Raw genomic sequence first — 21,872 nt, 5'->3', positions numbered from 1 at the left:
CTACCGCGTCCGGGGCGAATCAGGGCGCGCCGCCGCCCTCCAGCGGCAGGACCACGGTGCGCCGGACGTGGCTGAAGATCACCGAGGTCCGCACGTGCACGATCTCGCGCCGCTGGGTCAGGCGGTCGAGGATGAAGGCGCTGAGCTGATCGTTGTCGGCCACCGCGACGTGCAACAGGAAATCGTCACCGCCGGCCATCACGAAGTAGGACAACACCTCCGGCAGATTCGCGACGAACCCCTGAAACGACTCGATCACCGCCCGGTCCGGTGGCCGTAGCTGCACCGCCACCATCGCCTGGGTGCCGCGGCCGATCTGCTTCAGGTCCACGTCGGCGTGCTCACCACGCAGAATGCCGCGCTTGGTCAGCCTGCGGATGCGTTCCAGGCACGTGGACTGCGCCACGTGCAGCCGCGCGGCGAGTTCCTTGTTCGTCAGCCGGGCGTCCTGTTGCAGCAGGGTCAGCAACGCCGTATCCAATTCATCGAGCACCGTCCTCAGCACCGACTTTCCGTGCAATATTCGAATTATTTGATGAAGGGCCGAACTTATCACGGCGCATAGGTAGAAGTCCCGCATCCGCTGTTAGCTTGACACGGTGCCGCCCCCGCGGCGCGCCGACAGACACGGAAGGGCAACCATGACAGACCGGCCGGAATACAAGTGCGCGATCGTGGTCAGCGACGAGTTGACCACCGGGCTTGCGGTCAACGCGGCGAGCGTGCTCTCGCTGACCATGGGCACTCGCGTCGAGGGACTCGTCGGCGCGGACGTGAAGGACGCCGACGGCGTGATCCACCCGGGCGTCATCTCCCTCCCGCTGCCGATCCTGGTGGCGTCGCGCGACCGGGTGGGCGTCATCGCGCGCGCCGCGGCCGAACGAGACGAGATGTTCGTCGTCGGCTTCAGTTCCCTGGCCCAGGGGTGCAGAACCTACGACGAGTACATCGCCAAGATGGCGGCCACATCGACCACCGGCCTGGCCACCGTCGGCGTGGGTCTGCACGGGCGACGCAAACACGTCGACAAACTCGTCGGTTCGCTGCCGCTGTTCGGCTGACCTGGCGGGCGTTGCACCGGCTGCCATCCGGCGCTCGGTGTGCACGGTGAACAATGGGGCGCGGCCGGTCGGCGCTTCGTCGTGGCGCATGCTGTCCGGCCGCTGTCCCGATTCGGGTTGAGATGTGGTGGAGGTTTGTGAGTATGGCCGGAATTTCTTCGGTGCCGACGTCGGCGCTGGCCGCCGGTGGGCTGCTCGGCGGTTTCGCGCTCGCGCAGGCGACCAAGCAGCGGCAACTCGGTGGGGTGGTGTTCGCCGCGGCTACCGCGGCCGCGGTCCCGCGCTGGCATGCGGCGGTCGGCGCTCCCGGGGCGGCCGCGCTGACCGGGCTCTCGGTGGGCGCCATGGGCGCCTCGCATCCGCTGGCGAAGAAGATCGGCGCGTGGCCGTCGGTGGTGGTGGTCTCCGGCGCGGTGGCGATCACCTCGTGGGTGCTCGCCGACCGCCGTTCCTGAACGGCCGAGCCGGCCCGCCGTTCCGATGGCCTGAAGCTGCATTCACTGCGACTGTGCAGCCCCCGCACCGCGCACGCTGTGCTCAGGCGGTCGGGCTGGGCTCACAGGGTGACGCCCAACAGCGCGTCGACCGCGGTGCGCACCAGACCCGGCGCGGCGGTGTCCGGCCCGCCGTACTCCAGCGCCTGCTGCACCCAGCTGTCCACGGCCGCAAGGGCTTTCGGGGTGTCCAGATCGTCGGCCAGATGCTGGCGCAATCGCGCCACCGTTTCCTCGGCCGCCGGACCCGACTCCAGCGCCGCCGCCTGCCGCCACCGCGCGAGCCGCTGCTGCGCCTGCTCCAGCACCGCATCCGACCACTGCCGATCGGTGCGGTAGTGGTCGGCGAACAGGCCCAGCCGGATCGCGGACGGATCCACGCCGACGCGCCGCAACTTCGACACGAACACCAGATTGCCCCGCGACTTGGACATCTTCTCGCCGTCCAGGCCGATCAGCCCGGCATGCACGTAGTGGCGGGCGAAGCGCCGATGCGACACCAGCGCCTCGGCGTGCGCGGCCGAATACTCGTGATGCGGATAGATCAGATCGCTGCCGCCACCCTGAATGTCGAATTCGGGGCCGAGCCGGTTCAACGCGATCGCCGCACACTCGATATGCCAGCCCGGACGGCCCTCGCCGAACGGCGCCGGCCACGACGGCTCACCCGGCCGCGCGGCCCGCCACAGCAGCGCGTCGATCGGGTCGCGCTTACCCGGGCGCTCCGGATCGCCGCCGCGTTCGGCGAACAGCCGCTCCATCGTGGACCGGTCGTAGCCGGACTCGTAGCCGAACTGTTCGGTGGCATCGTGGCGGAAGTAGATGTCGCGGTATTCGGCGTCGTCGACCACATACGCCGCCCCGGCGGCCAGCAGCTTGTCCACCAGCTCCACGACCTCGCCGACCGATTCGATCGCGCCGATGTAATCGCGCGGCGGCAGCACCCGCAGCTGCGCCATATCCTCGCGGAACAACTCGATCTCGCCGGTGCCGAGTTCGCGCCAGTCCACCCCGTCCCGTTCGGCCCGCTCGAACAGCGGATCGTCGACGTCGGTGATGTTCTGCACGTAGTGCACCTCGTGGCCGCCGTCGCGCAGGATCCGGTTGATCAGATCGAAGGCCAGATAGGTCGCCGCATGCCCCAGATGTGTGGCGTCGTAGGGTGTGATGCCGCAGACGTACATGGTGGCGGTCGCTCCGGGCGACACCGGGCGCACCTTCCGGTCGGCGGTATCGAACAACCGCAACGGCGGTCCGGATCCGGGGACGGCGGGAACGGAGATTTCGGACCAGGACTGCATGATTCGAGGGTAAGGGTCCGGGCGGGCCCCTCGCCCGCCGACCCCGGCTACCGGGCCCGTCGCGGGGTGTTCGCCACCACATCCGACCTCGGCCGAGGCGACCGATCCGGCGAAGTCAACCGTTGCGCGCCGCGCGCACCGAATGCGGCCCGCACGTCGGCGGATCGACGCGACCGGAGCCGCCGCGGATCAGAACGCCGGCCAGGGAATGGGGCGAGAGCTGATCGGTTGCGGCAGCACCGGATCGTCCAGCAGTTCACGCGCCCGCGCCTCGAGGGCCTCGATCTCGTCGTCGGTGATGTGCTCGGCCAGCGCCGCACCGATCGGACCCGAGAGCCGGTCGGCGAATTCGGCGATATCGCCGAGCAGTTCCTCCCCCACCGGCTCCCCCGCCCAGCCCCACAGCACCGTACGCAACTTCGGTTCGCTGTGCAGGCAGATGCCGTGGTCGACTCCGTAGACGCCGCCGTCGACACCTTCGAGGGCATGCCCGCCCTTGCGGTCGGCGTTGTTGAGCAACACGTCCAGCACCGCCATCCGGCGCAGCCGCGGATCGTCGGCATGGACCAGCGACACCCGCGCACCCGTGCCGTCCACCGCGCGCAGCACCTCACGGAATCCGGCGGGCACCGCACCGGCGGGCACCAGATCCACCAGATCCAGGCGTTGCGGCGCAGCCTCACCCGGGTCGACGGTCTCGATCCAGCGCTGCACCATGCCGGGGCCCAGCGGGCCCTCCCGCAGGATCGTCTCCGGAATCACCGACCAGCCCAGCGCCGCCGACACCAGATACGAGGCGACCTCACGTCCGGCCAGCGTGCCGTCGGGAAAATCCCACAGCGGCCGCTCACCGCGGACCGGCTTGTACACCACCCGCAGCGGTTCCCCGCCTCCGTCGACCGGCGACGCGTCGATCTCGCAGACCAGGGTGAGGTTGCTGGCGGTGGTCACCCGCCCGATGATCGATAGTTCACCGCTGTAGAGGCCGTCGCGGGCCGCGCCCTCGTCTGCGGTCGCCGCGCGCGTGGTCACCGGTCCTCAGTCCTCCAGATCGGTCGCGCCGAAGATGTCGCCGCGCTTGTAACCGTTGGTGCGCACACACATGTGGCCCTTGGGCGAGAGCGGTTCCCCGCACAGCGGGCACGGCGGGCGCCCGGCCGCGATCACCTTCGCCGACCGCAACGCGAACTCGCGGGCCTGCTCCGGTGTCAGGAACACCCGCACCGCGTCGGGTCCCTCCTCGGTGTCGTCGAGCACCACCGATTCGTCGACCTCGGTCTCGGTGATCGCCAGCAGTTCCACCACCACCGCACCGGCGTCGGCGTCCCAGCCCAAACCCATTGTCCCGACCCGGAATTCGGTGTCGATCGGCATCTGGAGCGGAGCCGTGTCGTTGACGTCCTCGGCCTGCGGCGGCACCGTCGCGCCGAACCGTCGGGCCACCTCGTCCAGGAGCAGGCCCATCCGGTCGGCGAGGACCTTCACCTGCTGCTTCTCCAGCAGCACGCTCACCACGCGAGGTTCCTGCACGGCCTGTAGATAGAAGGCGCGATCCCCTGGCTCACCGACGGTTCCGGCGACGAAACGGTCGGGGGTGCGAAACACATGGATTGCTCGGGCCATCTGCACCTCCTGAAACCGACTGCATCACTGATTACGCTCGTTCCCCGAATCGGGGGGATCCGCAATATTCCCATTATCCGCCCGCGACGCGGCGCCCACCTCACCGCCGGGGACGGGCCCGGCCCGCTGCTCGGACGGTTGCGCGACCGCCGCCAGCGCCGACAGGTCCGAACCGGTGTCGTTGACCCGCCACACATAGGGAGCGGCCGGGGTGTAGCGCACGACGCTGATCGAGGCCGGTTCCACCACGATGCGCTGGAACCCGTCGAGATGGATACCGAACGCGTCGGCCAGCAGCGACTTGATGACGTCGCCGTGCGTGCAGGCCACCCACAACACGTCGCGGCCGTGGCGTTCGGCCAGCTCGGCGTCGATCGCGCGCACCGCGGCCACCGCCCGGTACTGCACCTGCGCCAGGCCCTCACCGCCGGGGAACACCGCACCCGAGGCGTGCTGCTGCACGACCTTCCACAAGGGTTCCTTGACCAGCTCCGAGAGCAGCCGACCGGTCCACTCGCCGTAGTCGACCTCGAGCAGACGCTCGTCGGGTTCGGGGTCGAGGCCGAGTTTGTCGGCCAGCGGCGAGACCGTGCGCGTGCACCGTAGCAGCGGGGAGTGCACGATGTGGTCGATCGGTAACGGTGCCAGGCGTTCTGCCACCGCCAGCGCCTGCTCGGTGCCGCGCTCGGTGAGTTCGACGCCCGGGCTGCGGCCGGCCAGCGTGCGCGCGGTGTTGGAGGTCGACACCCCGTGCCGCAGCAGGATCACCGTCATGGGACCAGACTAGGCGATCACCGCCGCCGCGCTCGCGCCGTCACCCGCCCGCGACCTCGCACGCAACGCCCGGCAATGCGAAACCGACTGGTGTGCAACCTGTTTCGCTGTCGGAGGAATCGGCGTCCAGGGCCCGGGGCGGGGCTCCCGGCGCCGGCGTGCGCTGTGGTGCACCTCGCATCTTCCGGCGGTTCGCGAGTGGTATCCGTTTCCGGGACCGGTTGTGGCCCTAGGCTCGGACACTGTGACAAGAGCTGGGGCGGTGTGGTGATGGAACAGCGTGCGGTGGGTCGCAGTGGCCTGCGGGTATCGCGTATGGGGCTGGCCACCCACACCTGGGGCCGGGAAACCGATGCCGAGGACGCGGCGGCGCAGCTGGTGGCCTTCGTGGAGGCCGGCGGGACGCTGGTCGACACCTCGCCGGTGTACCAGGGCGGTGCCGCGCAACGCATGCTCGGTGAACTCGTGGGTGAGCTGGTGCCGCGCGACGACCTGGTGATCAGCGGATGCGCGGGCCTGGTGCCGGTGCCCGGTGTCACCGACCCCGACGGCGGGCCCGCGGCCGGCATCCACTGGAGTGTGGACGCTTCGCGCCGCACCCTGATGCGTCAACTCGACCGCACCCTCGCCGAACTGGGCACCGACTATCTCGACATCTGGAGTGTCGCGGCCTGGGATCGGCACACCCCGCTCGACGAGATCGCGGCCACCCTCGACCACGCCGTGCGCTCGGGCAAGGTCCGCTACGCGGGTGCGCGCGGGCTGAGCGCGTGGCAGCTGGCCACCCTGGCCTCGGCCGCTCCGATCGTCGCCGCGCAGTCGCCCTATTCGCTGCTGGCACGTGGCGCGGAAAGCGAACTGCTGCCGGCGGCCGGACACCACGGGGTCGGATTGATCGCGGCCTCACCGCTGGCCGGTGGCATCCTCACCGGCAAATACCGCGACGGCGTGCCCGCCGACTCGCGCGGCGCCGACGAGGCGACCGCCGCCGAGATCCGTGACCGTCTCGACGAACACGCCACCCGGGTCGTGGACGCGGTGGTCACCGCCGCCGACGGACTGGGCACCTCACCCCTCGCGGTGGCGGCGGCCTGGCTGCGCGATCGGCCCGGCGTCGCGTCGATGATCGTGGGCGCGCGCGATATCGGCCAGCTCACCGGCGTCCTCGCCGCCGAAACCCTGGAACTTCCGCGCGCGATCGCGGCCGCCCTCGACGACGTCAGCGGCATTTGACCGGCCGAGCCGGCCGAACGTGCGGGACAGGGCGATGACAACCCGTTCGCGCGACCACTTAGGCTTGCCTACATGAGGTGTCTCGACGTCCGCTCGGCCCGCGCCGCCTCCGCCGCACCGGCGGGGCAGAAGGCTGAAACGACCGCACAGAACCGTTCGGCGTCGACCGAGCCGGGTGCGTGGCGGCGTACGGCCGGCACCCGGTGGCTGCTCACGGTGCTCGCGGTCGTGCTCCTCGCCGGAGTCACCACCGCCTGCGGCGGCAGCGGCACCTCGGGTGGGCAGCAGGGCGCGGTCACCGCCACCCTCGCGAACCTGGATCCGACGCCGATCGGCCCCACGCCGACACCCGCACTGCCGGTGACGGTGCACTCGTTCGACGGCGCCGAGGTCACCGTCACCTCCGCGGAGCGGATCGTGGCCGTCGACCGCTACGGCACCCTCGCCCAGACCGTGTGGGCGCTGGGTTTGGGTTCGAAACTGGTGGGCCGGTCGACGTCGGCGGCCTTTCCCGCGGTGCGTGATGTGCCCAACGTCGCGGGCGGCAACGGCAGCATCAACATCGAAGCCGTTGCCGCGCAACGGCCCACGGTCTTCCTCACCGACACCACCAGCGCCACCCCCACCATGCGTGATCAGCTGCGTGCGCTGGGCATCACGGTCGTCTACTTCGATCCGCAGCGCACCATCGACGGCGTCGGCCCGCAGATCCGCTCGGTCGCCGATGCGCTGGGTGTTCACGACCAAGGGGTGAAACTGGCCGACCGCACCCACGCCGACATCGCCGCCGTCACGGCCGCGGTGCCGAAACACCAGCCGCCGTTGAAGATCGGATTCGTGTATCTGCGCAGCACGGCGATCACCATGCTCGCCGGGCCCGGGTCGGGCTCCGATTCGCTGGTGACCGCGCTGGGCGGCGTCGACGCCGGAACCTCGGCGGGACTGACCGAGCCGTTCACCACCATCACCAGCGAGGCGATGATCAGCGCCGCACCCGATGTGCTGCTGGTGATGTCGGACGGGCTGAAGTCGGTCGGCGGCGTCGACGGCCTGGAGAAGGTGCCCGGCGTCGCGCAGACGCCCGCCGGGCGCAATCACCGCATCGTCGACATGTCCGATGCGGTGCTGCTGAGCTTCGGACCCCAGACCGGGCACGTGCTCGAAGCGTTGTCCAAGGCCGTCTACGGCGCCCAGCCCGCATGACCCCCGGCGATTCGCCCGGCGAGGAGTCCGCCGATTCCGGTGTTCGGCCCACGGCGTCGAGTCCGCGACGTCTCACCGAACCAGTTGCGGCGCAAGAGGTTTCGTCTGGATCAGATGCGAGTGGTGCGCACGAATCGGAGAACGCGCGCACGGCGGAGCGCAGTACGAGCAGCGGCGGACATGCCGAACGGCCGGGCACCGCTGCGGAGCCGCTGATTCCGGCGCATCCCAACCCGGGCCCGGACGGCCGCACCGCCGGGGAAGCCGTCGTCGGGCCGCGCACACCGCGGCGGTGGTCCCGCGTCACCGTCGTCTTCGCGGTATCGATCGCCTTGCTGGTGATCCTGGCGCTGATCTCGGCGGCTGTCGGACAGGTTCCCACGACCCCGCTCGAGGTGGCCGGCAGTGTGCTGCACCGGATCGGGCTCGACTGGGGTCCGCTGCCGCACCATCCTGCCGGTGAGGTCACGCTGTGGGAGGTCCGGTTCCCGCGCGTGGTGCTGGCGATGCTGGTCGGTGCGGCATTGGCGACCGCCGGTGCGCTGCTGCAGGGGGTGTTCGCCAATCCCCTCGCCGAACCCGGCGTGATCGGTGTGTCCGCGGGCGCGGCCGTCGGTGCCGGTGTGGTGATCGTGGTCGGTGGCGCGTTCGCGGCGGCGTGGTCGGTCGCCGGTGGCGCCTTCGTCGCCGGACTCGGGACCACGCTCGCGGTGTATCTGCTGTCGCGCTCGGGCGGGCGCACCGAAACCGTGACGCTGGTGCTGACCGGTGTCGCGGTCAATGCCTTCGCCGGCGGTCTGATGTCGTTTCTGCTGTTCACCGCCTCCCCCGCCGCCCGCGATCAGATCGTGTTCTGGCAGATGGGCAGCCTCAACGGCGCCACCTGGCAGGCGGTGGCCGTGGTGGCGCCGCTGGCCGCGGCGGGCGTGGCGGCGGCGGTCGTGATGGCTCCGCGCCTGGATCTGCTCGCTCTCGGGGAATCGGCGGCGCGCCACCTCGGTGTCGACGTCGAACGATTGCGGCGCAACGTGATCGTCGTCGTCGCGATCCTGGCCACCGCCGGGGTGGCCTTCACCGGCATCATCCTGTTCGTCGGATTGATCGTCCCGCACGTGGTGCGCATGCTCGTCGGTCCCGCGCATCGGGTGCTGATCCCGCTGTCGGCGATTCTCGGCGCGGTGGTGCTGCTGGCCGCCGACATCGGTGCCCGGACCTTGGTCCACAACGCCGATCTCCCCCTGGGCATGCTGACCTCGCTGGTCGGCGGGCCGTTCTTCTTCTGGCTGCTGCGGCGCACCCGGGCCCGATCGGGAGGCTGGGCATGAGCGGCACGGGCACGGCACGGGTGCGCGCGCTGATCCGCACACTCCGTCCCGCACACGGCCTCCCGCAGCCGACACCCCGCGGCGCGGTCACCCTGCGGGCACGCGGTGTCGATATCGCGCGCGGTGGGCGACCGGTGCTCGAATCGGTCGACATCGACGTGGTCGCCGGACAGATCCTGGCGCTGGTGGGCCCCAACGGGGCGGGCAAGTCCACCCTGCTGGCCGCGCTGTCGGGCGAACTCGAACCGGCAAGCGGCACAGTCGAACTCGATGGCCGGCCGGTCGCCGATTGGACCCCTGCCGATATGGCGCGCCGCCGCGCGGTGCTGCCGCAGAACCACACCGTCGGATTCCCGTTCACGGTCCGCGAGGTCGTCGCCATGGGCCGCTCCCCCTGGGCTCGCACCCCGCGCCAGGACGTCGACGATCAGGCGATCGCCGCCGCGCTGGCCGCCACCGATATCGAACATCTCGCCGCGCGGCCGTTCCCCGCGCTCTCCGGCGGCGAGCGCGCCCGCGCGGCGCTGGCGCGGGTGCTGGCCCAGGACACCGAGACGTTGCTGCTCGACGAGCCCACGGCCGCGTTGGATCTCGGCCATCAGGAACAGGTCTTGCGCTTGGCCGCGGCCCGTGCCGCCGAGGGCGCGGCCGTGGTGGTCGTGCTGCACGATCTCGGTCTGGCCGCCGCCTACGCCGACCGCGTGGCCGTGCTCGACGGAGGCCGCCTGGCCGCGGTCGGCCATCCCCGCGACATTCTCACCACCGATCTGCTGACCACCGTCTACCGCCATCCGGTCGAGGTCATCGACCACCCCGTCACCGGCGCCCAGCTGATCCTGCCCGTGCGTCGCTGACCTCGGCTCGGTCCGCGATCGAATCCGGATGGCCGAACAGTGCGACCAAGGCCGGGTCGTGGAACTTCACCACGCGCGACACCCCGCCGGCGGTCGCCGCCAGCACCACGATCCCGTCCGCCCGCAGCACTCCGTCCGCCGAACGGTGGTAGACGACGGCGGCGGGCTGACCGTTGGCGGTGGTGGCGACCATGCGCCACTCGCCGGGCACACCCAGCACGGAGGTGGCGAGCATCCGGATGCAGTGCGCCCGCCCGGCCTGCCACTCGCGGAACGGGGTCGCTTCCAGCGTGGCATCGGTGCGCAACACCTGTTCCAGCAGCGCGGCATCGGATCGCTCGAAGGCCGCGATGTAGCCGTCGAGCAGCGCTCGTGCGCGCCGGTCGGTCGGCTCCAGGAGCGCCTCGGGGGCGGGTTCCAGTTCATCGAGGCGGGCGCGGGCGCGCTGCAGGCCGCTCTTCACCGCCGCCGTGGTGGTGCCGAGAATCTCCGCGGTCTCGGCCGCGGAAAAGGCCAGCACCTCGCGCAGCAGGAGGATGGCGCGCTGGCGTGCGGGCAGGTGCTGCAGGCTCGCGACCAGCGCCAGCCGCAGCGATTCGCGCGCGACCACCACCGCTTCCGGATCGTCGGCAGTCGCGATCCACCCGTCCGGAAGCGGTTCCAGCCATGAAACCTCCCCTGCCGCAACATATCTCGGCGGGCGGCCGGATTCGCCGTCCGGACCGCCGAGGCCGGAGGGCAGTACCCGTGTGTGACGCGAGGTCCTCGCGGTGAGGCAGACATTCGTGGCGATCGTGTACAGCCACGACCGCATCGACGCCCGGCCCTCGAACCCGGCGTAGGAGCGCCAGGCACGAAGATAGGTCTCCTGCACCAGATCCTCGGCATCCTGTGCCGAACCGGCCATGCGATAGCAGTGCGCCAGCAGCTCCCGGCGGTAGCGCTCGGAGTCGGCGGCGAACCGGTCCCGGTCCGCCGGCCGTGGCCGCGCCGTCATATCGCCGAGTGTAGGAGTCGTGGTCACGGCCGCAGTGCCAGTTTGCCGACGGTCGTGCGGTTCTCCAGTTCGGCCAGCACCTTCGGGCCGTCGGCCAAGTCGTAGACCATGGGCCGTGCGGGGGCGACCACACCGGCGGCGACGAGGGCGGACAACTCCGCCATGACGGCGCCGAAGATCTGCGGCGCCGCCCGGATCAGCACGCCGAGATTGAGGCCGATGAGCTGGACCTGGTGTTCGTAGATCAGCTGCCAATTGCTGATCGCGGCATCGCCACCGGCCGCGCCGAAGACGACCATCCGGCCGGTGACTCGTTTGGTCGCGGCGAGGGTGTCCGCGAAACCCGAACCGCCCGCGGACTCGAGCACCAGATCGACGCCGGTGCCGCCGGTCAGTTCCCGCACCTCCGCGGCCAGGCACGCACTGCGCGAGTCCACGACATGGTCTGCGCCGAGCTCGCGCACGATGTCGTGTTTGCCCGCCGCGGCGGTGGCGATGACCGTCGCCCCGTAGTGCTTGGCCAGGGTCACCGCGACCCGTCCGGTCGCACCCGCCGCGGCCTGGATCAGCACGGATTCACCGGCTACGAGGCGGCCCAGCGGCTTCAGCGCGGCGAGCGCGGTCGGGTGGTTGACGGCCAGGCCCAGGGCTTGTTCGGGTGTCCAGCCCTCCGGCACCGGGACGGCCGCGACGGCCGGCAGGACCAGGTATTCGGCGAAGGCTCCGTCTCCCACCCCGGCCACGCGCGCTCCCGGCAGGGGTTCACTCACGCCCTCGCCCACCGCCACGACCTCGCCGGCGGCTTCGAACCCCGCCAGGTACGGCGGCCGCGGCCCGCCGCCGAACGTGCCGTGGCTGCGGGCGACGTCGGCGAAGTTGACCCCGGCCGCGGTCACGCGGATCAGGATCTCGCCGCGGCCGGGGCGAGGCACCGGCGCGTCGGTGATCAAACGGGTGTCCTGTGGCCCCAGCAGCGACGTCTGCTGCAGGGCCCGCATGGTCGCGGGAACGGTCACGGCACTCATCCCTCTTTCTCGGCTCGTCGCGGCCCACCGGTTCGGGCGCCGCCGACCATGTAGACCTCGGGTGCCGCGAAAAGGAATCGGTGGGCCGGCGCGAGTTCGCGGAGCGAACGACCTTGCGGAGTGAAAGAGAGCGGGAAAGCCGATGTTCGCCAGTCGAATCGGCGCAGCGGTCCCCGCCACGTACTCACCTGCGGGGCCACCGCAGCAGTGACCGTCCCGGTGGCGCCTTTCTCGTGAAATCGGTTGGCGCCGAGTAGTTTCGGCTTACAGTGGTTGCGCAGGCGAGGGTTCGCAGGCCGACTTTCCAGGTCGCCACCGAAAGGGGCGATGTGCGGTGACGGCGCCGGAGGCGCCTGTTCCCGTCAGCGCCGCCCGCGGAAGGTGCGGCGCAGGTCGTCGACCCACAGATCCGGGATCTCCCAGGGGATGAAGTGGCCGCCGCGGTCGTGGGCGGTGAGGTTGACGTAGTTGTACCACTGGGCGCGGTCGCCGGTGCGGAAGTTCTCGACGCGGCCGGCGGTGTCGACGCCGGGTGGGTTCTCGTAGCCGACGAAGGTGATGCCGGTGGGTGCCTCGACGACCGGGATCCGGTCGTGCGCGGGCGTCCAGGGGTAGCGATTGTTGTTGGCGTAGAGGCGGATCGAGGTGCCGATGGTGTTGGTGACCCAGTAGATCGTCGCGTGCGTGAGCAGATCGTCTCTGCTGAACACGGTTTCGACGTCACCGCCGTTGTCGCTCCACTTCGACCACCGCTCCAGAATCCATGCCAGCATGCCCGCCGGGGAATCGGACAGCGCGTGGGCGAGGGTGCTGGGGGCGAGCAGGTGTGCCGCCAGGTGGACGGCGAAGCGCCGGTCCAGCTCCACGAAGCGCGCGTGCACCGCGGCGGGCAGATCGTCGGGAATCGGCCGTCCGCCGCTGAAGTCCCAGGCGCGATCGCCGTTGAACAGGCTCAGTTTCAGCCCGGATCCGATATGGATGGCATACAACTTGTCGGCGTATTTGTGACCGAGCTGCGCGGTGACCAGCGCGCCCACGTCGCAGCCCGCCGCAGCGTATTTCTCGTGGCCCAGCACCTCGGTCATCAGCGTGTGCCAGAGGTCGGCGACCTTCCAGAAGTTGAGATCGGGGCGATCGAGCAGCGGGCTGGAGAACCCGAAGCCCGGAAACGACGGCACGATCACGTCGAACGCCTCGGCCGGATCGCCGCCGTGCGCCCCCGGGTCGGCCAAGGGGCCGGCGACCTTGGACCAGTGCCAGAACGTCCAGGGCCAGCCGTGCGTCAGGATCAGCGGCGTCGGATTCGGTCCCACGCCGGGCTTTCGCATGAAATGAACCGGCACCCCGTCGATGTCGACCTTGTAATGCTGGAAGGTGTTGATCTCGGCTTCGGCTGCGCGCCAGTCGTATCCGCTGCGCCAGTAGTCGACGAGCTCCCGCAGATAACTGCCGGGCACGCCGTAGTGCCCGTCGTCGTTGCCGGCGTCATCGGGCAGGCGGGTCGATTCCAGGCGCTGCCGCAGGTCGGCGAGCGCGCTGTCGGGGACGTGAATCGTCGTGGGAGTCAACGGGAACGGTCGGGCATCGTGGGTGGTGTCGCTCATATGGCCTCCTGCGCCGTGTCGTCGCCACAATTACATAAGCAACTTATTTAAGCAACTTGTATAAGTTACGGATATAGTTGCCCGTGTGGACGATATCGACGAGTTCGACGTGGACGGGTTCGCCGCGGTGATCGAGGACTTCAACCGCGTCTACATCCGCATCCCGGTCCGGGAGAAACTGCCGTTCACCACGCTGTCGGTCCTCGACACCCTGGCCCAGCGCGGTCCGATGCGGCTGACGGAGCTGACCGAGACCGAGCAGATGACCCAGCCGGGCATCACGCAACTCGTCGCGCGTCTGGAACGCGACGGCCTGGTGCTGCGCCGCCGCGATCCCGGCGACGGCCGGGCCGTACTCGTCCACCTCACCGAGGCGGGCCGGCACATCCGGCAGAGCCGCCACGACGACCGGGTCCGCTATCTGGTACCGCTGATCGGCGACCTGAGCCCCGCCCAGCGCCGGGCGCTGGCGGCCGCACTGCCCGCGCTCTCCCGGCTGGCGCAGCTGGAACGAGAACGCTGACACCGCGAGTCTGTGGCGCGACCGGTCTCCGACCCCGCACGCTGGGCGATCACCCGCAGCGGGGCGTCGGCGCCGTACTCGGCGAACACCTCGCGCGCCACCGGCGGCGGCGCGGCCCGGCGGCCGGACCCCGGTTGACGCACCCGGACGCCGATCCGCCCTGCGGAAGACTCACCGCCACACCAGTTTCAGCACCGCGGGCGTCAGCAGCATGCGGATCACCGTGGCGTCCAGGATCAGCGCCGCGATCATGCCGTAGGCGATGTATTTCATCAGCACCAGATCGGAGAAGCCGAACGCGCCGGTGACCACGATGAGAATCGCCGCCGCCGAGGTGATCACCCCACCGGTGTGGGCGATGCCGTAGCGGATCGCCTCCGCGGGCGGCGCCCCGTCCGCGCGGGCCTCGGCCATGCGCGACTGCAGAAACACCTCGTAATCGGTGGACAATCCGAACAGTACCGTCACGATCAGCACCAGCACCGCGAACATCAGCGGCCCCGGTGTGAAGCCGAGCAGGCCCGCGCCGTGGCCCTCGACGAAAATCCAGGTCAGAATGCCCAGTGCCGCACCGAGACTCAGCGCGCTCATGAGGACGGCCTTCAACGCCAGCACGATCGAGCGGAAGGCGATGTACATCAGCGCCAGCGCCGCGGTCGCCAGAATCGTTGCCAGCAACGGTAATCCGTCGATGAGACCGTGGATGGCATCACGTTCCAGCGCCGGGACCCCGGCCACCATCACCTGCACACCGGGCGGATGCGGAATCGCCCGCAGCGCGGCGATGGCGGCGTCGGAGTCGGATTTGTGCACCAGACCGGTGGACAAGACGTTGATGCCGTTGGTCGTCGGCGCCGCCGCCTCGAACGGCCCCGTCAGACCGGGTGCGAAATTGGCTTGGAAGCGGATATCGGACAGCTGCTGCGGATCGGCCCCGACCACCACCAATTTCAGCGGCTCGGTGCGGAATTCGGGAAACAGCGTGTCGAACTTCTCCTGCGCCACGCGGGCCGGATTGTCGGCCGCCAGATACCGCTCCGACAGGCCGCCGAATTCGATATTGCGGAACGGGATCAGCAGGAACAGCAGCCCGGCCACCACCGGCACGATCACCCGCGCGGGATGGCGCATCGCGAACAGGGCCAGCTTGGAGAAGAATCCGTTGTCGATCTGCTGGGCGCTGCGGATCCCGGCGAACCGGTGCCAGCCCCACAGATCGATGCGCCGCCCGACGATGCTCAGCGCCGCCGGCAGCGCGGTCACCGACAGCAGCGCCGCCAGCAGCACCGAACTGATTCCGCCGTAGGGCACCGAGCGCAACACCCCGTTCGGGTAGATGAACAGCGCCGCCAGGCTCACCGCGATGATCGCCGCGGAGAACAGCACCGTGCGCCCGGCCGTGGCGACGGTGCGCGCGGTCGCCTCCTCCACACTGCGCCCCGCCGCCAATTCCTCCCGGAAACGGGTCACCGCGAACAGGCCGTAGTCGATCGCCAGCCCCAGGCTGACCAGGGTGACCACGGCACTGGCGAAGACGTTGACGTCGATGTGGTCGGTGAGCAAGCGCATCATGCCCTGGCTGCCCAGGATCGTCATCCCGCCGATGAGCACCGGCAGCAGCGCGCCCACTACGCCGCCGAACACGAAATACAGCAGCACCGCCACCACCGGCAGCGTGATCAGCTCGGCCCGGTGGATATCGTCCTGCATCCCGATGTTGATGCCCTCGACCACCGGCTGCAGGCCCGCCAGCTGCACCGTCGTGGCGCCCGGCCCGCGCCCGGAACCGCCTGCGCCCAAATCCTTCTGGATGGCCAGGTAGTTGTCGACCGTGGCGGTATCCGAGCCGTGCAGGCCGATGCTGGCGAAGGCGTGGGTGCGGGAGGCATCGGCGAACTGCCCCATCATCGAACCGTCGAAGTAGCTGTCGATCTTCTTGATCCGGTCCGGATACCGGTCGTGCAGATCCTTCAGCGCCGAGCCGATCGCCGCGCGGATCGGCGGATCGTCGACGGTGTGCCCGGGTGGTGCGGTGTAGAGCACGATCACGTCGGCGTCGGTGTCGCGGCCGAAGGTCTGGTCGGCGAGTTTGGAGGCGACCACCGATTCGCTGTGTTCGTCGAACCATCCGCCCTGGGTCAGCCGCGGGCCCAGATCACAGCCGTAGAACCCCGAGACGGCCACGATCAGCACGAAGACCGCGAACACCAGATACCGATGGCGGTGGACGAATCGGCCCCACCGCAGGAGAAACGCCTCGAGCATGCCGGGGGTCAGCCGCAGGCCGCGGTGCGATAGTCGGCCGAACGCAGGATTCCGCACAGGTCGGTGCGCGAGATCTTCCACTTCCCGTCGAGATCGACGAAATGCACGATGGTGGTGCGCACGTTCTCGCCGCTGCCGTCCTTGTCCAGCCGCATCGTGGCGGTCAGGGTGCCGTCGTGATTGTCGAAGACGGGATCGACCACGCCGTACACGGCGCGCGGATTGTCGTGCAGCGCCTTGTACATATCGGGAATGGCGTCCTTGAACGCGGCGCCGTCCTCGATCAGGTCGGTGCGCTCACTGTCGGGCAGTGACGGATCCAGTGCGCGCTTGATCTGCGAGTCCAGCTGCGCGGCGGACGGCAGCGGCGGCCGGTTCGCGCTGCTGACGGCAGCCGCCTCCGAGGAGGAGGTGAGCGCGGCGTAGGCCGACGAGCGCGCCGCCGCCACCGAAGCCTCGTCGGGACCGCTGTCGCAGGCGGCGATCACCAGCGCGAGCATCGTGATTCCGAATGCGCCGTGGACCGTGCGTCGCAATGCCATTACGTCCTCGAATGTGTCGAAAGTAACCGGTGGTTCCTACAGTCTGGCACGTGGGATCAGCGGCCCTCGATGACCGCGCTCAACCGGTTCAGCAACGCGCGCACCGTCGTGGTCGCGCCACGCTGTTCGGATACCGGCACGGCGGTCGGCACCAGATCACGCACCAGAGCGCGCACGCTACGGGCGTCGTCGAGGTCGATGTCGGTGACGGCGGCCTCCACCACGGCCACGACATCCTCGGGGCCGGGCACGTCGGTGGTGGCGTCGGCGCGGTAGATCTCGAGGGTGAGGGTGGACCGCACCGTGCGGAAGGCGAACGGCTGTCCCTCGGCCGTTCGGCCGAATCCGTGCGCGAACGGACCAACGGTTAAATCTTCAAGTGTGAATTCAGACGTGCGGTCTGTTTCCAACCGAGACTCCCCTGGTTCGACGTCCGATGCGAGGTATCCACGGTAACGGGTGAGGCGCGTGCCACGCCGGAACCACCCCGGTGACCGGCCCGCGTGTCCGATCATGGTCAGATGAAGCAGTACGCATGAGTCACACGAAGGAGTTCGGAGCATGCGGGGTAACCGCTCGGCACTGAGTGCCGTCCTCGCGGCCGCCGGCGCCGTCGTGCTCGTCGCGGGCTGTTCCTCCCACAGCGACGACGCGACCTCCCGCGCGGGCGGTGCTCCCGGCACCGCCGCCGCCGCTCCGGCGGCCACGGCCGCACCCGCCGGAGCCGTCACCGCATTCGGGCCGGTCGGTTCGCTGCTTGCCGAGCCCGCTTCCGGCCGGGTCGTGGCACTCGACCCCAACGGACTCGGATTGCGCCTGGTCGACCCGGCGAATCCTGCTGCCGCGCGGTCGGTCACCCTGCCCGCGCACGCCACCGATCTCGCCCTCGGCGCCCCCGGTGAGGTGCTCGTCGGGGCCGGGCGCGAGGTGTTGCGCGTCGATATCGCCACCGCCGCGGTCCGCCCGGTGCCCGTCGACGGCGACGTGCGCGCCATCGCCCGCCGCGGCGACGGCAGCCTGGTCGCCGGCCTCGACGGCGGCCGCGTGCAGATCCTCGACGCCGACGGGCACCCGAACCGCACCGTCAGCGGCCTGGGCACCGTCGACGCCGTGGCCACCACGGCGAACGCGGTGGCCACGCTGGATCTGGACCAGACCACCCTCACCGAACTCGACCTCGATCGCGACCGCCCCGGTCTGGCCCTGCGCGCCGGCCTCGGCGCCACTCACCTCGTCAGCGATCACTACGGCCGCCTGCTCGCGACCGACACCTCCGGCGGCGCGCTGCTGGTCTACACGGCCGATCCGCTGCTGCTGCGTCAGCGCTTCCCGGTCGGGCCCTCCCCCTACGCGCTGGCCTACGATGAGCGGTCCGACACCGTATGGCTCACCCTGAGCGGAAGCAACGAGGTGGTCGGTTTCGATCTGTCGACCGGTATACCGGAAGAAGTGGGTCGCTTCGCGACGGTGCGCCAGCCCAATTCGCTGACGATCGACAGCCGCACCGGCGACATGTTCGTCGGGTCGGCCACCGGAGACGGTCTGCAACGCATCGGTGCGGACCAGAGGAAGAGAGGTCAGTGATGGCTCGAGCGCCTCGATACGAGTCGGCGTCCGGCGCCGCACACCATGACCGGCGCAGACGGTCGATTCCCGCGGGATGGGAGGAGACCAGCGAAGAAGGAGAATACGAGTACGTGCCGCTACGACTACCCCCGGACGTGAATCGGGTCACCGCGTCCATGCGCCTGGCCATCCAGGCGGAATTCGGCGGCTGGGAGCTCTCGCGCGTGCGGGCCTACACCGACGGCAGCCGGCGAGTGTTGTTGCGGCGGCGCAAAACCAGCTTCCCCGTGACCGAAACGGGGATGTGAGGGATGTATTCCTTATTCCTGCGGTTGCTGTTCCTGGTGCCGCCCGAGCGTATCCACCACCTCGTGTTCACCGTCATCCGGCTCACGACCGCCTTCGCGCCGACTCGATGGCTGGCCCGCAGATTCACCGCGGCCGGTGATCCGATTCTCTCCACCACCGTCTTCGGCGTCGACTTCCCGGCGCCGCTGGGCTTGGCCGCCGGGTTCGACAAGGACGCCGCCGGTGTGAACGCTTGGGGCGCCCTGGGTTTCGGTTTCGCCGAGATCGGCACCGTCACCGCGCAGGCGCAGCCGGGCAATCCGGCGCCGCGACTGTTCCGGCTGCCGGCCGACCACGCGTTGATCAACCGGATGGGCTTCAACAACCACGGGGCTGCCGCGGCCGCGCAACGGCTGGCCGCACGCCGCAGCGGTGGCGTGCCGATCGGCGCCAACATCGGCAAGACCAAGGTCGTGGAGCCCGAACACGCCGCCGAGGACTATGCGCTCAGCGCCCGGCTGCTGGGGCCGCTCGCGGACTTCGTCGTGGTCAACGTCAGCTCACCCAACACCCCCGGCCTGCGCGATCTGCAGGCCGTGGAATCGCTGCGCCCGCTGCTGCGCGCGGTGCTCGACAGCGTCGCGGCCGGCGCCGAACCCAAACCGGTCCTGGTCAAGATCGCCCCCGACCTGTCCGACGAGGACATCGACGCGGTCGCCGACCTGGCCGTCGAACTCGGGCTCGCCGGAATCGTGGCCACCAACACCACCATTCGCCGTGACGGACTGGCCACCTCGGCCGCGAAGGTCGCCGCGATGGGCGCGGGCGGACTGTCCGGACCGCCGGTCGCCGACCGCTCGCTCGAGGTGCTGCGCCGCCTCTACGCCCGCGTCGGGGACCGGCTGGTGCTGATCTCGGTCGGCGGCATCGAGAACGCCGACCAGGCCTACGAACGCATCCTCGCGGGAGCCTCGCTGCTGCAGGGCTACACCGGGTTCATCTACGGCGGGCCGTTCTGGACGCGGACCGTGCACCGCGGCATCGCCGCCCGCCTGCGCGCGGACGGATACCGCAGTCTCGCCGAGGCCGTCGGCGCGGCGCACACCGCCCGCACCTGAGCCGATCCCACCCGCTCGTCCGATCCCGCCCGCTCGCCGATCACGCTGCCGCGGCCCGTTTCCGGTGCGGCGGAGCCGGTTGCTACCGGCCGGAAGCGCCCACCGAATGTCCGATTTCACGTTTAGGATGGGTGATCCGCATCACGTCCCAGGCGTGATGTTCGTGCACTGACCGGGAACAAGGGATATGACCACAGCAGAGATCGGCTACACCCACCACACCGGCGTCACGGTCCGCACCGTGCCCGAGGCCTTCCAGCAGACGGCGACGCTACGCCCGAACCAGGTCGCGCTGCGCACCGTCGGCGGCACCCAGCAGATCACCTGGGCCGACTACGCGCGCCGGGTGCGCGCGATCGCGGCCGGGCTGGCGAAACTCGGTGTCGCGCACGGTGACACGGTCGGGATCATGCTCACCAACCGGCCGGAGTTCAATCTGGTCGATACCGCGATCCTGCATCTGGGCGCCACCCCGTTCTCGGTGTACAACACCAGCTCTCCCGAACAGATCGCGCACGTGTTCGGCAACGCCGAGAACGGCGTGGTCGTCACCGAACAGGCATTCCTGGCCCCGATCACCGCCTCCGGGGTGCAACTCGAGCATGTGATCGTCGTCGACGGCGCCGCCCCCGAGGGCGGACTGACCCTGGACCAGATCGAAAACGATCCGGCCGAGGATTTCGATTTCGACGCCGCCTGGCAGGCGGTGCGGCCCGACGATCTGGCCACTCTCATCTACACCTCCGGCACCACCGGGCCGTCGAAGGGCGTGGAGATCACCCACGCCAATATCGTCGCCCAGATCGTCGCACTCACCAACGGCGCTCTCGTCGCCGATATCGACGCCCGGGCGGTGTCGTACCTGCCGGCCGCTCACGTCGCCGACCGCATCTCCGGGCACTGCCTCAACCTGTTCACCGGCGTCACCATCACCTGTGTGCCGGATCCGCGCGAGATCGCCGCCGCCCTGCCCGACGCCCGGCCGACCGTCTTCTTCGGCGTGCCGCGGGTGTGGCAGAAGATCAAGGCCGGTGTCGACGCCGCGATCGCCACCGAATCCAGCGCGGTCAAGAAGGCGCTGGCGCGATGGGCGATCGGCGTCGGCGTGGCCACCGCCCGGGCCCGGCTGGCCGGCGGCAACGGCGGTCCGCTGCTGGCCGTACAGCACAAACTCGCCGATGCGCTGGTGCTGTCGAAGTTGCGCGCCACCCTCGGCCTCGACGAGTTGAAGGTCGCATCCTCCGGTGCCGCCGCGATCCCGCCCGAGACACTGGAATTCCTGCTCGGACTGGGATTCACGGTCAGCGAGGTGTGGGGCATGTCGGAGACCACCGGCGTCGGCACCTTCACCGAACTCGACAAGCCGCGCCCGGGATCGGTGGGACGGGCCGTCGACGGGGTGGAGATCCGCCTCGACAGCGACGGCGAACTGCTCATCCGCGGCGGCATCGTCACCCACGGCTACCGCAAGATGCCCGAGAAGACCAGTGAGGCCATCGATTCCGACGGCTGGCTGCACACCGGCGATATCGCGACCATCGACGGTGACGGCTACGTCACCATCGTGGACCGCAAGAAAGAATTGATCATCACCGAGGCCGGGAAGAACATCTCCCCCACCAATATCGAGAATTCGGTGAAGGCCGCTTCGTCGCTGATCGGCCAGATCGTCGCCATCGGCGACTCCCGCCCCTACATCGCCGCACTGGTCGTGCTCGACCCCGACACCGCCGCCGTGCGCGCGAAGGCGCTGGGCATCCCCGACGCCGATCTCGACACCCTCGCCACCCATCCGCAGATCCTGGAAGAAGTGCGCGGCGCCATCGTCGCCGGCAACGCGAAACTGTCCCGGGTGGAGCAGATCAAGCGCTTCCGCATCCTCGCGCGAGCCTGGGAACCCGGCGGCGTCGAACTCACCCCCACACTGAAGTTGAAGCGGTCACCGATCGCCGCCGAATACGCCGCCGACATCGCCGAGCTCTACACCGATCCGCTCCCCGAGGGCGTTCACAACCTCTAGCCGAATCGATTCGGGCACAGGTTTTTTCACGACGGAGGGGTCTTCGGTAGCACCGA

General features: G+C 69.8%; 22 protein-coding genes. 11 read left to right on the top strand and 11 right to left on the bottom strand.

All coding sequences use genetic code 11. The features are described from left to right. Window positions 1-19: 19 nt before the first annotated feature. On the bottom strand, window positions 20-505 hold the full coding sequence (locus NMI01S_RS12125; RefSeq protein WP_245716827.1) for an Lrp/AsnC family transcriptional regulator: 486 nt from the start codon (window positions 503-505) through the stop codon (window positions 20-22). A 136-nt stretch (window positions 506-641) separates the two neighbouring features. On the opposite strand from NMI01S_RS12125, the gene NMI01S_RS12120 reads away from it, so the two are divergent. Beyond that, window positions 642-1,061 (top strand): DUF2000 domain-containing protein, encoded by a 420-nt coding sequence (locus NMI01S_RS12120; protein ID WP_062996628.1) that lies wholly within the window; start codon window positions 642-644, stop codon window positions 1,059-1,061. Window positions 1,062-1,204: 143 nt separating this feature from the next. Beyond that, window positions 1,205-1,516, top strand: coding sequence for a hypothetical protein (locus NMI01S_RS12115; RefSeq protein WP_218020990.1), 312 nt, complete (start codon window positions 1,205-1,207; stop codon window positions 1,514-1,516). 101 nt (window positions 1,517-1,617) lie between these two features. Here NMI01S_RS12115 and mshC read toward each other — a convergent pair whose 3' ends face one another. The 4 genes from mshC to NMI01S_RS12095 form a co-directional block, all read right to left on the bottom strand. Further along, the gene (mshC, locus tag NMI01S_RS12110) at window positions 1,618-2,856 is read right to left on the bottom strand and encodes a cysteine--1-D-myo-inosityl 2-amino-2-deoxy-alpha-D-glucopyranoside ligase (protein WP_062996626.1); all 1,239 of its coding nucleotides are present in this window, start codon (window positions 2,854-2,856) and stop codon (window positions 1,618-1,620) included. 189 nt (window positions 2,857-3,045) lie between these two features. Beyond that, the gene (locus NMI01S_RS12105; RefSeq protein WP_062996624.1) at window positions 3,046-3,888 is read right to left on the bottom strand and encodes an SCO1664 family protein; all 843 of its coding nucleotides are present in this window, start codon (window positions 3,886-3,888) and stop codon (window positions 3,046-3,048) included. A 6-nt stretch (window positions 3,889-3,894) separates the two neighbouring features. Next, window positions 3,895-4,479, bottom strand: coding sequence for a DUF3090 domain-containing protein (locus NMI01S_RS12100; protein WP_036505610.1), 585 nt, complete (start codon window positions 4,477-4,479; stop codon window positions 3,895-3,897). A 24-nt stretch (window positions 4,480-4,503) separates the two neighbouring features. Next, window positions 4,504-5,253 (bottom strand): histidine phosphatase family protein, encoded by a 750-nt coding sequence (locus NMI01S_RS12095; protein WP_062996622.1) that lies wholly within the window; start codon window positions 5,251-5,253, stop codon window positions 4,504-4,506. A gap of 270 nt (window positions 5,254-5,523) precedes the next feature. On the opposite strand from NMI01S_RS12095, the gene NMI01S_RS12090 reads away from it, so the two are divergent. The 4 genes from NMI01S_RS12090 to NMI01S_RS12075 all read left to right on the top strand — a co-directional run bounded on the left by NMI01S_RS12090 (window position 5,524) and on the right by NMI01S_RS12075 (window position 9,868). After that, complete coding sequence (locus tag NMI01S_RS12090) at window positions 5,524-6,486, top strand: aldo/keto reductase (RefSeq protein WP_062996620.1); 963 nt, start codon at window positions 5,524-5,526, stop codon at window positions 6,484-6,486. A 72-nt stretch (window positions 6,487-6,558) separates the two neighbouring features. Beyond that, entirely contained in the window at window positions 6,559-7,689 is a 1,131-nt protein-coding gene (locus NMI01S_RS12085) for a heme/hemin ABC transporter substrate-binding protein (RefSeq protein WP_084512878.1), read from the top strand. Continuing rightward, complete coding sequence (locus NMI01S_RS12080; protein WP_245716826.1) at window positions 7,686-9,014, top strand: FecCD family ABC transporter permease; 1,329 nt, start codon at window positions 7,686-7,688, stop codon at window positions 9,012-9,014. The genes NMI01S_RS12085 and NMI01S_RS12080 overlap by 4 nt, the downstream gene beginning before the upstream one ends. After that, on the top strand, window positions 9,011-9,868 hold the full coding sequence (locus NMI01S_RS12075) for a heme ABC transporter ATP-binding protein (RefSeq protein ID WP_062996618.1): 858 nt from the start codon (window positions 9,011-9,013) through the stop codon (window positions 9,866-9,868). Before NMI01S_RS12080 ends, NMI01S_RS12075 begins: the two co-directional genes overlap by 4 nt. On the opposite strand, the gene NMI01S_RS12070 is transcribed toward NMI01S_RS12075, so the two are convergent. From NMI01S_RS12070 to NMI01S_RS12060, 3 genes are all read right to left on the bottom strand, one after another. Beyond that, entirely contained in the window at window positions 9,831-10,865 is a 1,035-nt protein-coding gene (locus NMI01S_RS12070) for an RNA polymerase subunit sigma-70 (RefSeq protein WP_062996616.1), read from the bottom strand. The two genes, NMI01S_RS12075 and NMI01S_RS12070, sit on opposite strands and share 38 nt — an antisense overlap. A gap of 23 nt (window positions 10,866-10,888) precedes the next feature. Further along, the gene (locus tag NMI01S_RS12065; RefSeq protein ID WP_218020988.1) at window positions 10,889-11,890 is read right to left on the bottom strand and encodes an NADPH:quinone oxidoreductase family protein; all 1,002 of its coding nucleotides are present in this window, start codon (window positions 11,888-11,890) and stop codon (window positions 10,889-10,891) included. Window positions 11,891-12,252: 362 nt separating this feature from the next. Continuing rightward, entirely contained in the window at window positions 12,253-13,494 is a 1,242-nt protein-coding gene (locus NMI01S_RS12060; RefSeq protein WP_062996614.1) for an epoxide hydrolase family protein, read from the bottom strand. Between the two features lie 85 nt (window positions 13,495-13,579). Here NMI01S_RS12060 and NMI01S_RS12055 point away from each other — a divergent pair, with 85 nt between their 5' ends. Continuing rightward, window positions 13,580-14,017 (top strand): MarR family winged helix-turn-helix transcriptional regulator, encoded by a 438-nt coding sequence (locus NMI01S_RS12055; protein WP_062996612.1) that lies wholly within the window; start codon window positions 13,580-13,582, stop codon window positions 14,015-14,017. A gap of 171 nt (window positions 14,018-14,188) precedes the next feature. Here NMI01S_RS12055 and NMI01S_RS12050 read toward each other — a convergent pair whose 3' ends face one another. Genes NMI01S_RS12050 through NMI01S_RS12040 form a run of 3 tightly spaced genes read right to left on the bottom strand, consistent with a single transcriptional unit; the run spans window position 14,189 to window position 17,126 of the window. Continuing rightward, window positions 14,189-16,282 carry an MMPL family transporter gene (locus NMI01S_RS12050; RefSeq protein ID WP_062996610.1) on the bottom strand — a complete coding sequence of 698 codons (2,094 nt, stop codon included), beginning with the start codon at window positions 16,280-16,282 and terminating at the stop codon, window positions 14,189-14,191. An 8-nt stretch (window positions 16,283-16,290) separates the two neighbouring features. After that, window positions 16,291-16,824 (bottom strand): WKL family lipoprotein, encoded by a 534-nt coding sequence (locus tag NMI01S_RS12045; protein WP_062996608.1) that lies wholly within the window; start codon window positions 16,822-16,824, stop codon window positions 16,291-16,293. A 56-nt stretch (window positions 16,825-16,880) separates the two neighbouring features. Next, window positions 16,881-17,126 (bottom strand): hypothetical protein, encoded by a 246-nt coding sequence (locus NMI01S_RS12040; RefSeq protein WP_232329172.1) that lies wholly within the window; start codon window positions 17,124-17,126, stop codon window positions 16,881-16,883. Between the two features lie 259 nt (window positions 17,127-17,385). Here NMI01S_RS12040 and NMI01S_RS12035 point away from each other — a divergent pair, with 259 nt between their 5' ends. From NMI01S_RS12035 to NMI01S_RS12020, 4 genes are all read left to right on the top strand, one after another. Further along, a complete protein-coding gene (locus tag NMI01S_RS12035) occupies window positions 17,386-18,408 on the top strand; it encodes a YncE family protein (protein WP_062996606.1) in 1,023 nt (340 codons plus the stop codon). Further along, the gene (locus NMI01S_RS12030; protein WP_051024622.1) at window positions 18,408-18,698 is read left to right on the top strand and encodes a DUF5703 family protein; all 291 of its coding nucleotides are present in this window, start codon (window positions 18,408-18,410) and stop codon (window positions 18,696-18,698) included. Before NMI01S_RS12035 ends, NMI01S_RS12030 begins: the two co-directional genes overlap by 1 nt. A 3-nt stretch (window positions 18,699-18,701) precedes the next feature. Beyond that, window positions 18,702-19,796, top strand: coding sequence for a quinone-dependent dihydroorotate dehydrogenase (locus NMI01S_RS12025; protein WP_062996604.1), 1,095 nt, complete (start codon window positions 18,702-18,704; stop codon window positions 19,794-19,796). 187 nt (window positions 19,797-19,983) lie between these two features. Continuing rightward, window positions 19,984-21,816, top strand: a complete 1,833-nt coding sequence (locus NMI01S_RS12020; protein ID WP_062996602.1) for an AMP-dependent synthetase/ligase — start codon at window positions 19,984-19,986, stop codon at window positions 21,814-21,816. Window positions 21,817-21,872 lie beyond the last annotated feature (56 nt).

The sequence above is a fragment of the Nocardia mikamii NBRC 108933 genome, from assembly GCF_001613505.1.
In the GTDB taxonomy this organism is placed as follows: domain Bacteria; phylum Actinomycetota; class Actinomycetes; order Mycobacteriales; family Mycobacteriaceae; genus Nocardia; species Nocardia mikamii.
This window is presented reverse-complemented; position numbering and strand designations above follow the sequence as displayed.

Bases quoted from the DNA above. Each gene is read 5' to 3' on its own strand.
- NMI01S_RS12120 (WP_062996628.1), top strand. From the start codon at position 642: ATGACAGACCGGCCGGAATACAAGTGCGCGATCGTGGTCAGCGACGAG.
- NMI01S_RS12115 (WP_218020990.1), top strand. From the start codon at position 1,205: ATGGCCGGAATTTCTTCGGTGCCGACGTCGGCGCTGGCCGCCGGTGGG.
- mshC (WP_062996626.1), bottom strand. From the start codon at position 2,856: ATGCAGTCCTGGTCCGAAATCTCCGTTCCCGCCGTCCCCGGATCCGGA.
- NMI01S_RS12100 (WP_036505610.1), bottom strand. From the start codon at position 4,479: ATGGCCCGAGCAATCCATGTGTTTCGCACCCCCGACCGTTTCGTCGCC.
- NMI01S_RS12095 (WP_062996622.1), bottom strand. From the start codon at position 5,253: ATGACGGTGATCCTGCTGCGGCACGGGGTGTCGACCTCCAACACCGCG.
- NMI01S_RS12090 (WP_062996620.1), top strand. From the start codon at position 5,524: ATGGAACAGCGTGCGGTGGGTCGCAGTGGCCTGCGGGTATCGCGTATG.
- NMI01S_RS12085 (WP_084512878.1), top strand. From the start codon at position 6,559: ATGAGGTGTCTCGACGTCCGCTCGGCCCGCGCCGCCTCCGCCGCACCG.
- NMI01S_RS12080 (WP_245716826.1), top strand. From the start codon at position 7,686: ATGACCCCCGGCGATTCGCCCGGCGAGGAGTCCGCCGATTCCGGTGTT.
- NMI01S_RS12075 (WP_062996618.1), top strand. From the start codon at position 9,011: ATGAGCGGCACGGGCACGGCACGGGTGCGCGCGCTGATCCGCACACTC.
- NMI01S_RS12070 (WP_062996616.1), bottom strand. From the start codon at position 10,865: ATGACGGCGCGGCCACGGCCGGCGGACCGGGACCGGTTCGCCGCCGAC.
- NMI01S_RS12065 (WP_218020988.1), bottom strand. From the start codon at position 11,890: ATGAGTGCCGTGACCGTTCCCGCGACCATGCGGGCCCTGCAGCAGACG.
- NMI01S_RS12060 (WP_062996614.1), bottom strand. From the start codon at position 13,494: ATGAGCGACACCACCCACGATGCCCGACCGTTCCCGTTGACTCCCACG.
- NMI01S_RS12050 (WP_062996610.1), bottom strand. From the start codon at position 16,282: ATGCTCGAGGCGTTTCTCCTGCGGTGGGGCCGATTCGTCCACCGCCAT.
- NMI01S_RS12045 (WP_062996608.1), bottom strand. From the start codon at position 16,824: ATGGCATTGCGACGCACGGTCCACGGCGCATTCGGAATCACGATGCTC.
- NMI01S_RS12035 (WP_062996606.1), top strand. From the start codon at position 17,386: ATGCGGGGTAACCGCTCGGCACTGAGTGCCGTCCTCGCGGCCGCCGGC.
- NMI01S_RS12030 (WP_051024622.1), top strand. From the start codon at position 18,408: ATGGCTCGAGCGCCTCGATACGAGTCGGCGTCCGGCGCCGCACACCAT.
- NMI01S_RS12025 (WP_062996604.1), top strand. From the start codon at position 18,702: ATGTATTCCTTATTCCTGCGGTTGCTGTTCCTGGTGCCGCCCGAGCGT.
- NMI01S_RS12020 (WP_062996602.1), top strand. From the start codon at position 19,984: ATGACCACAGCAGAGATCGGCTACACCCACCACACCGGCGTCACGGTC.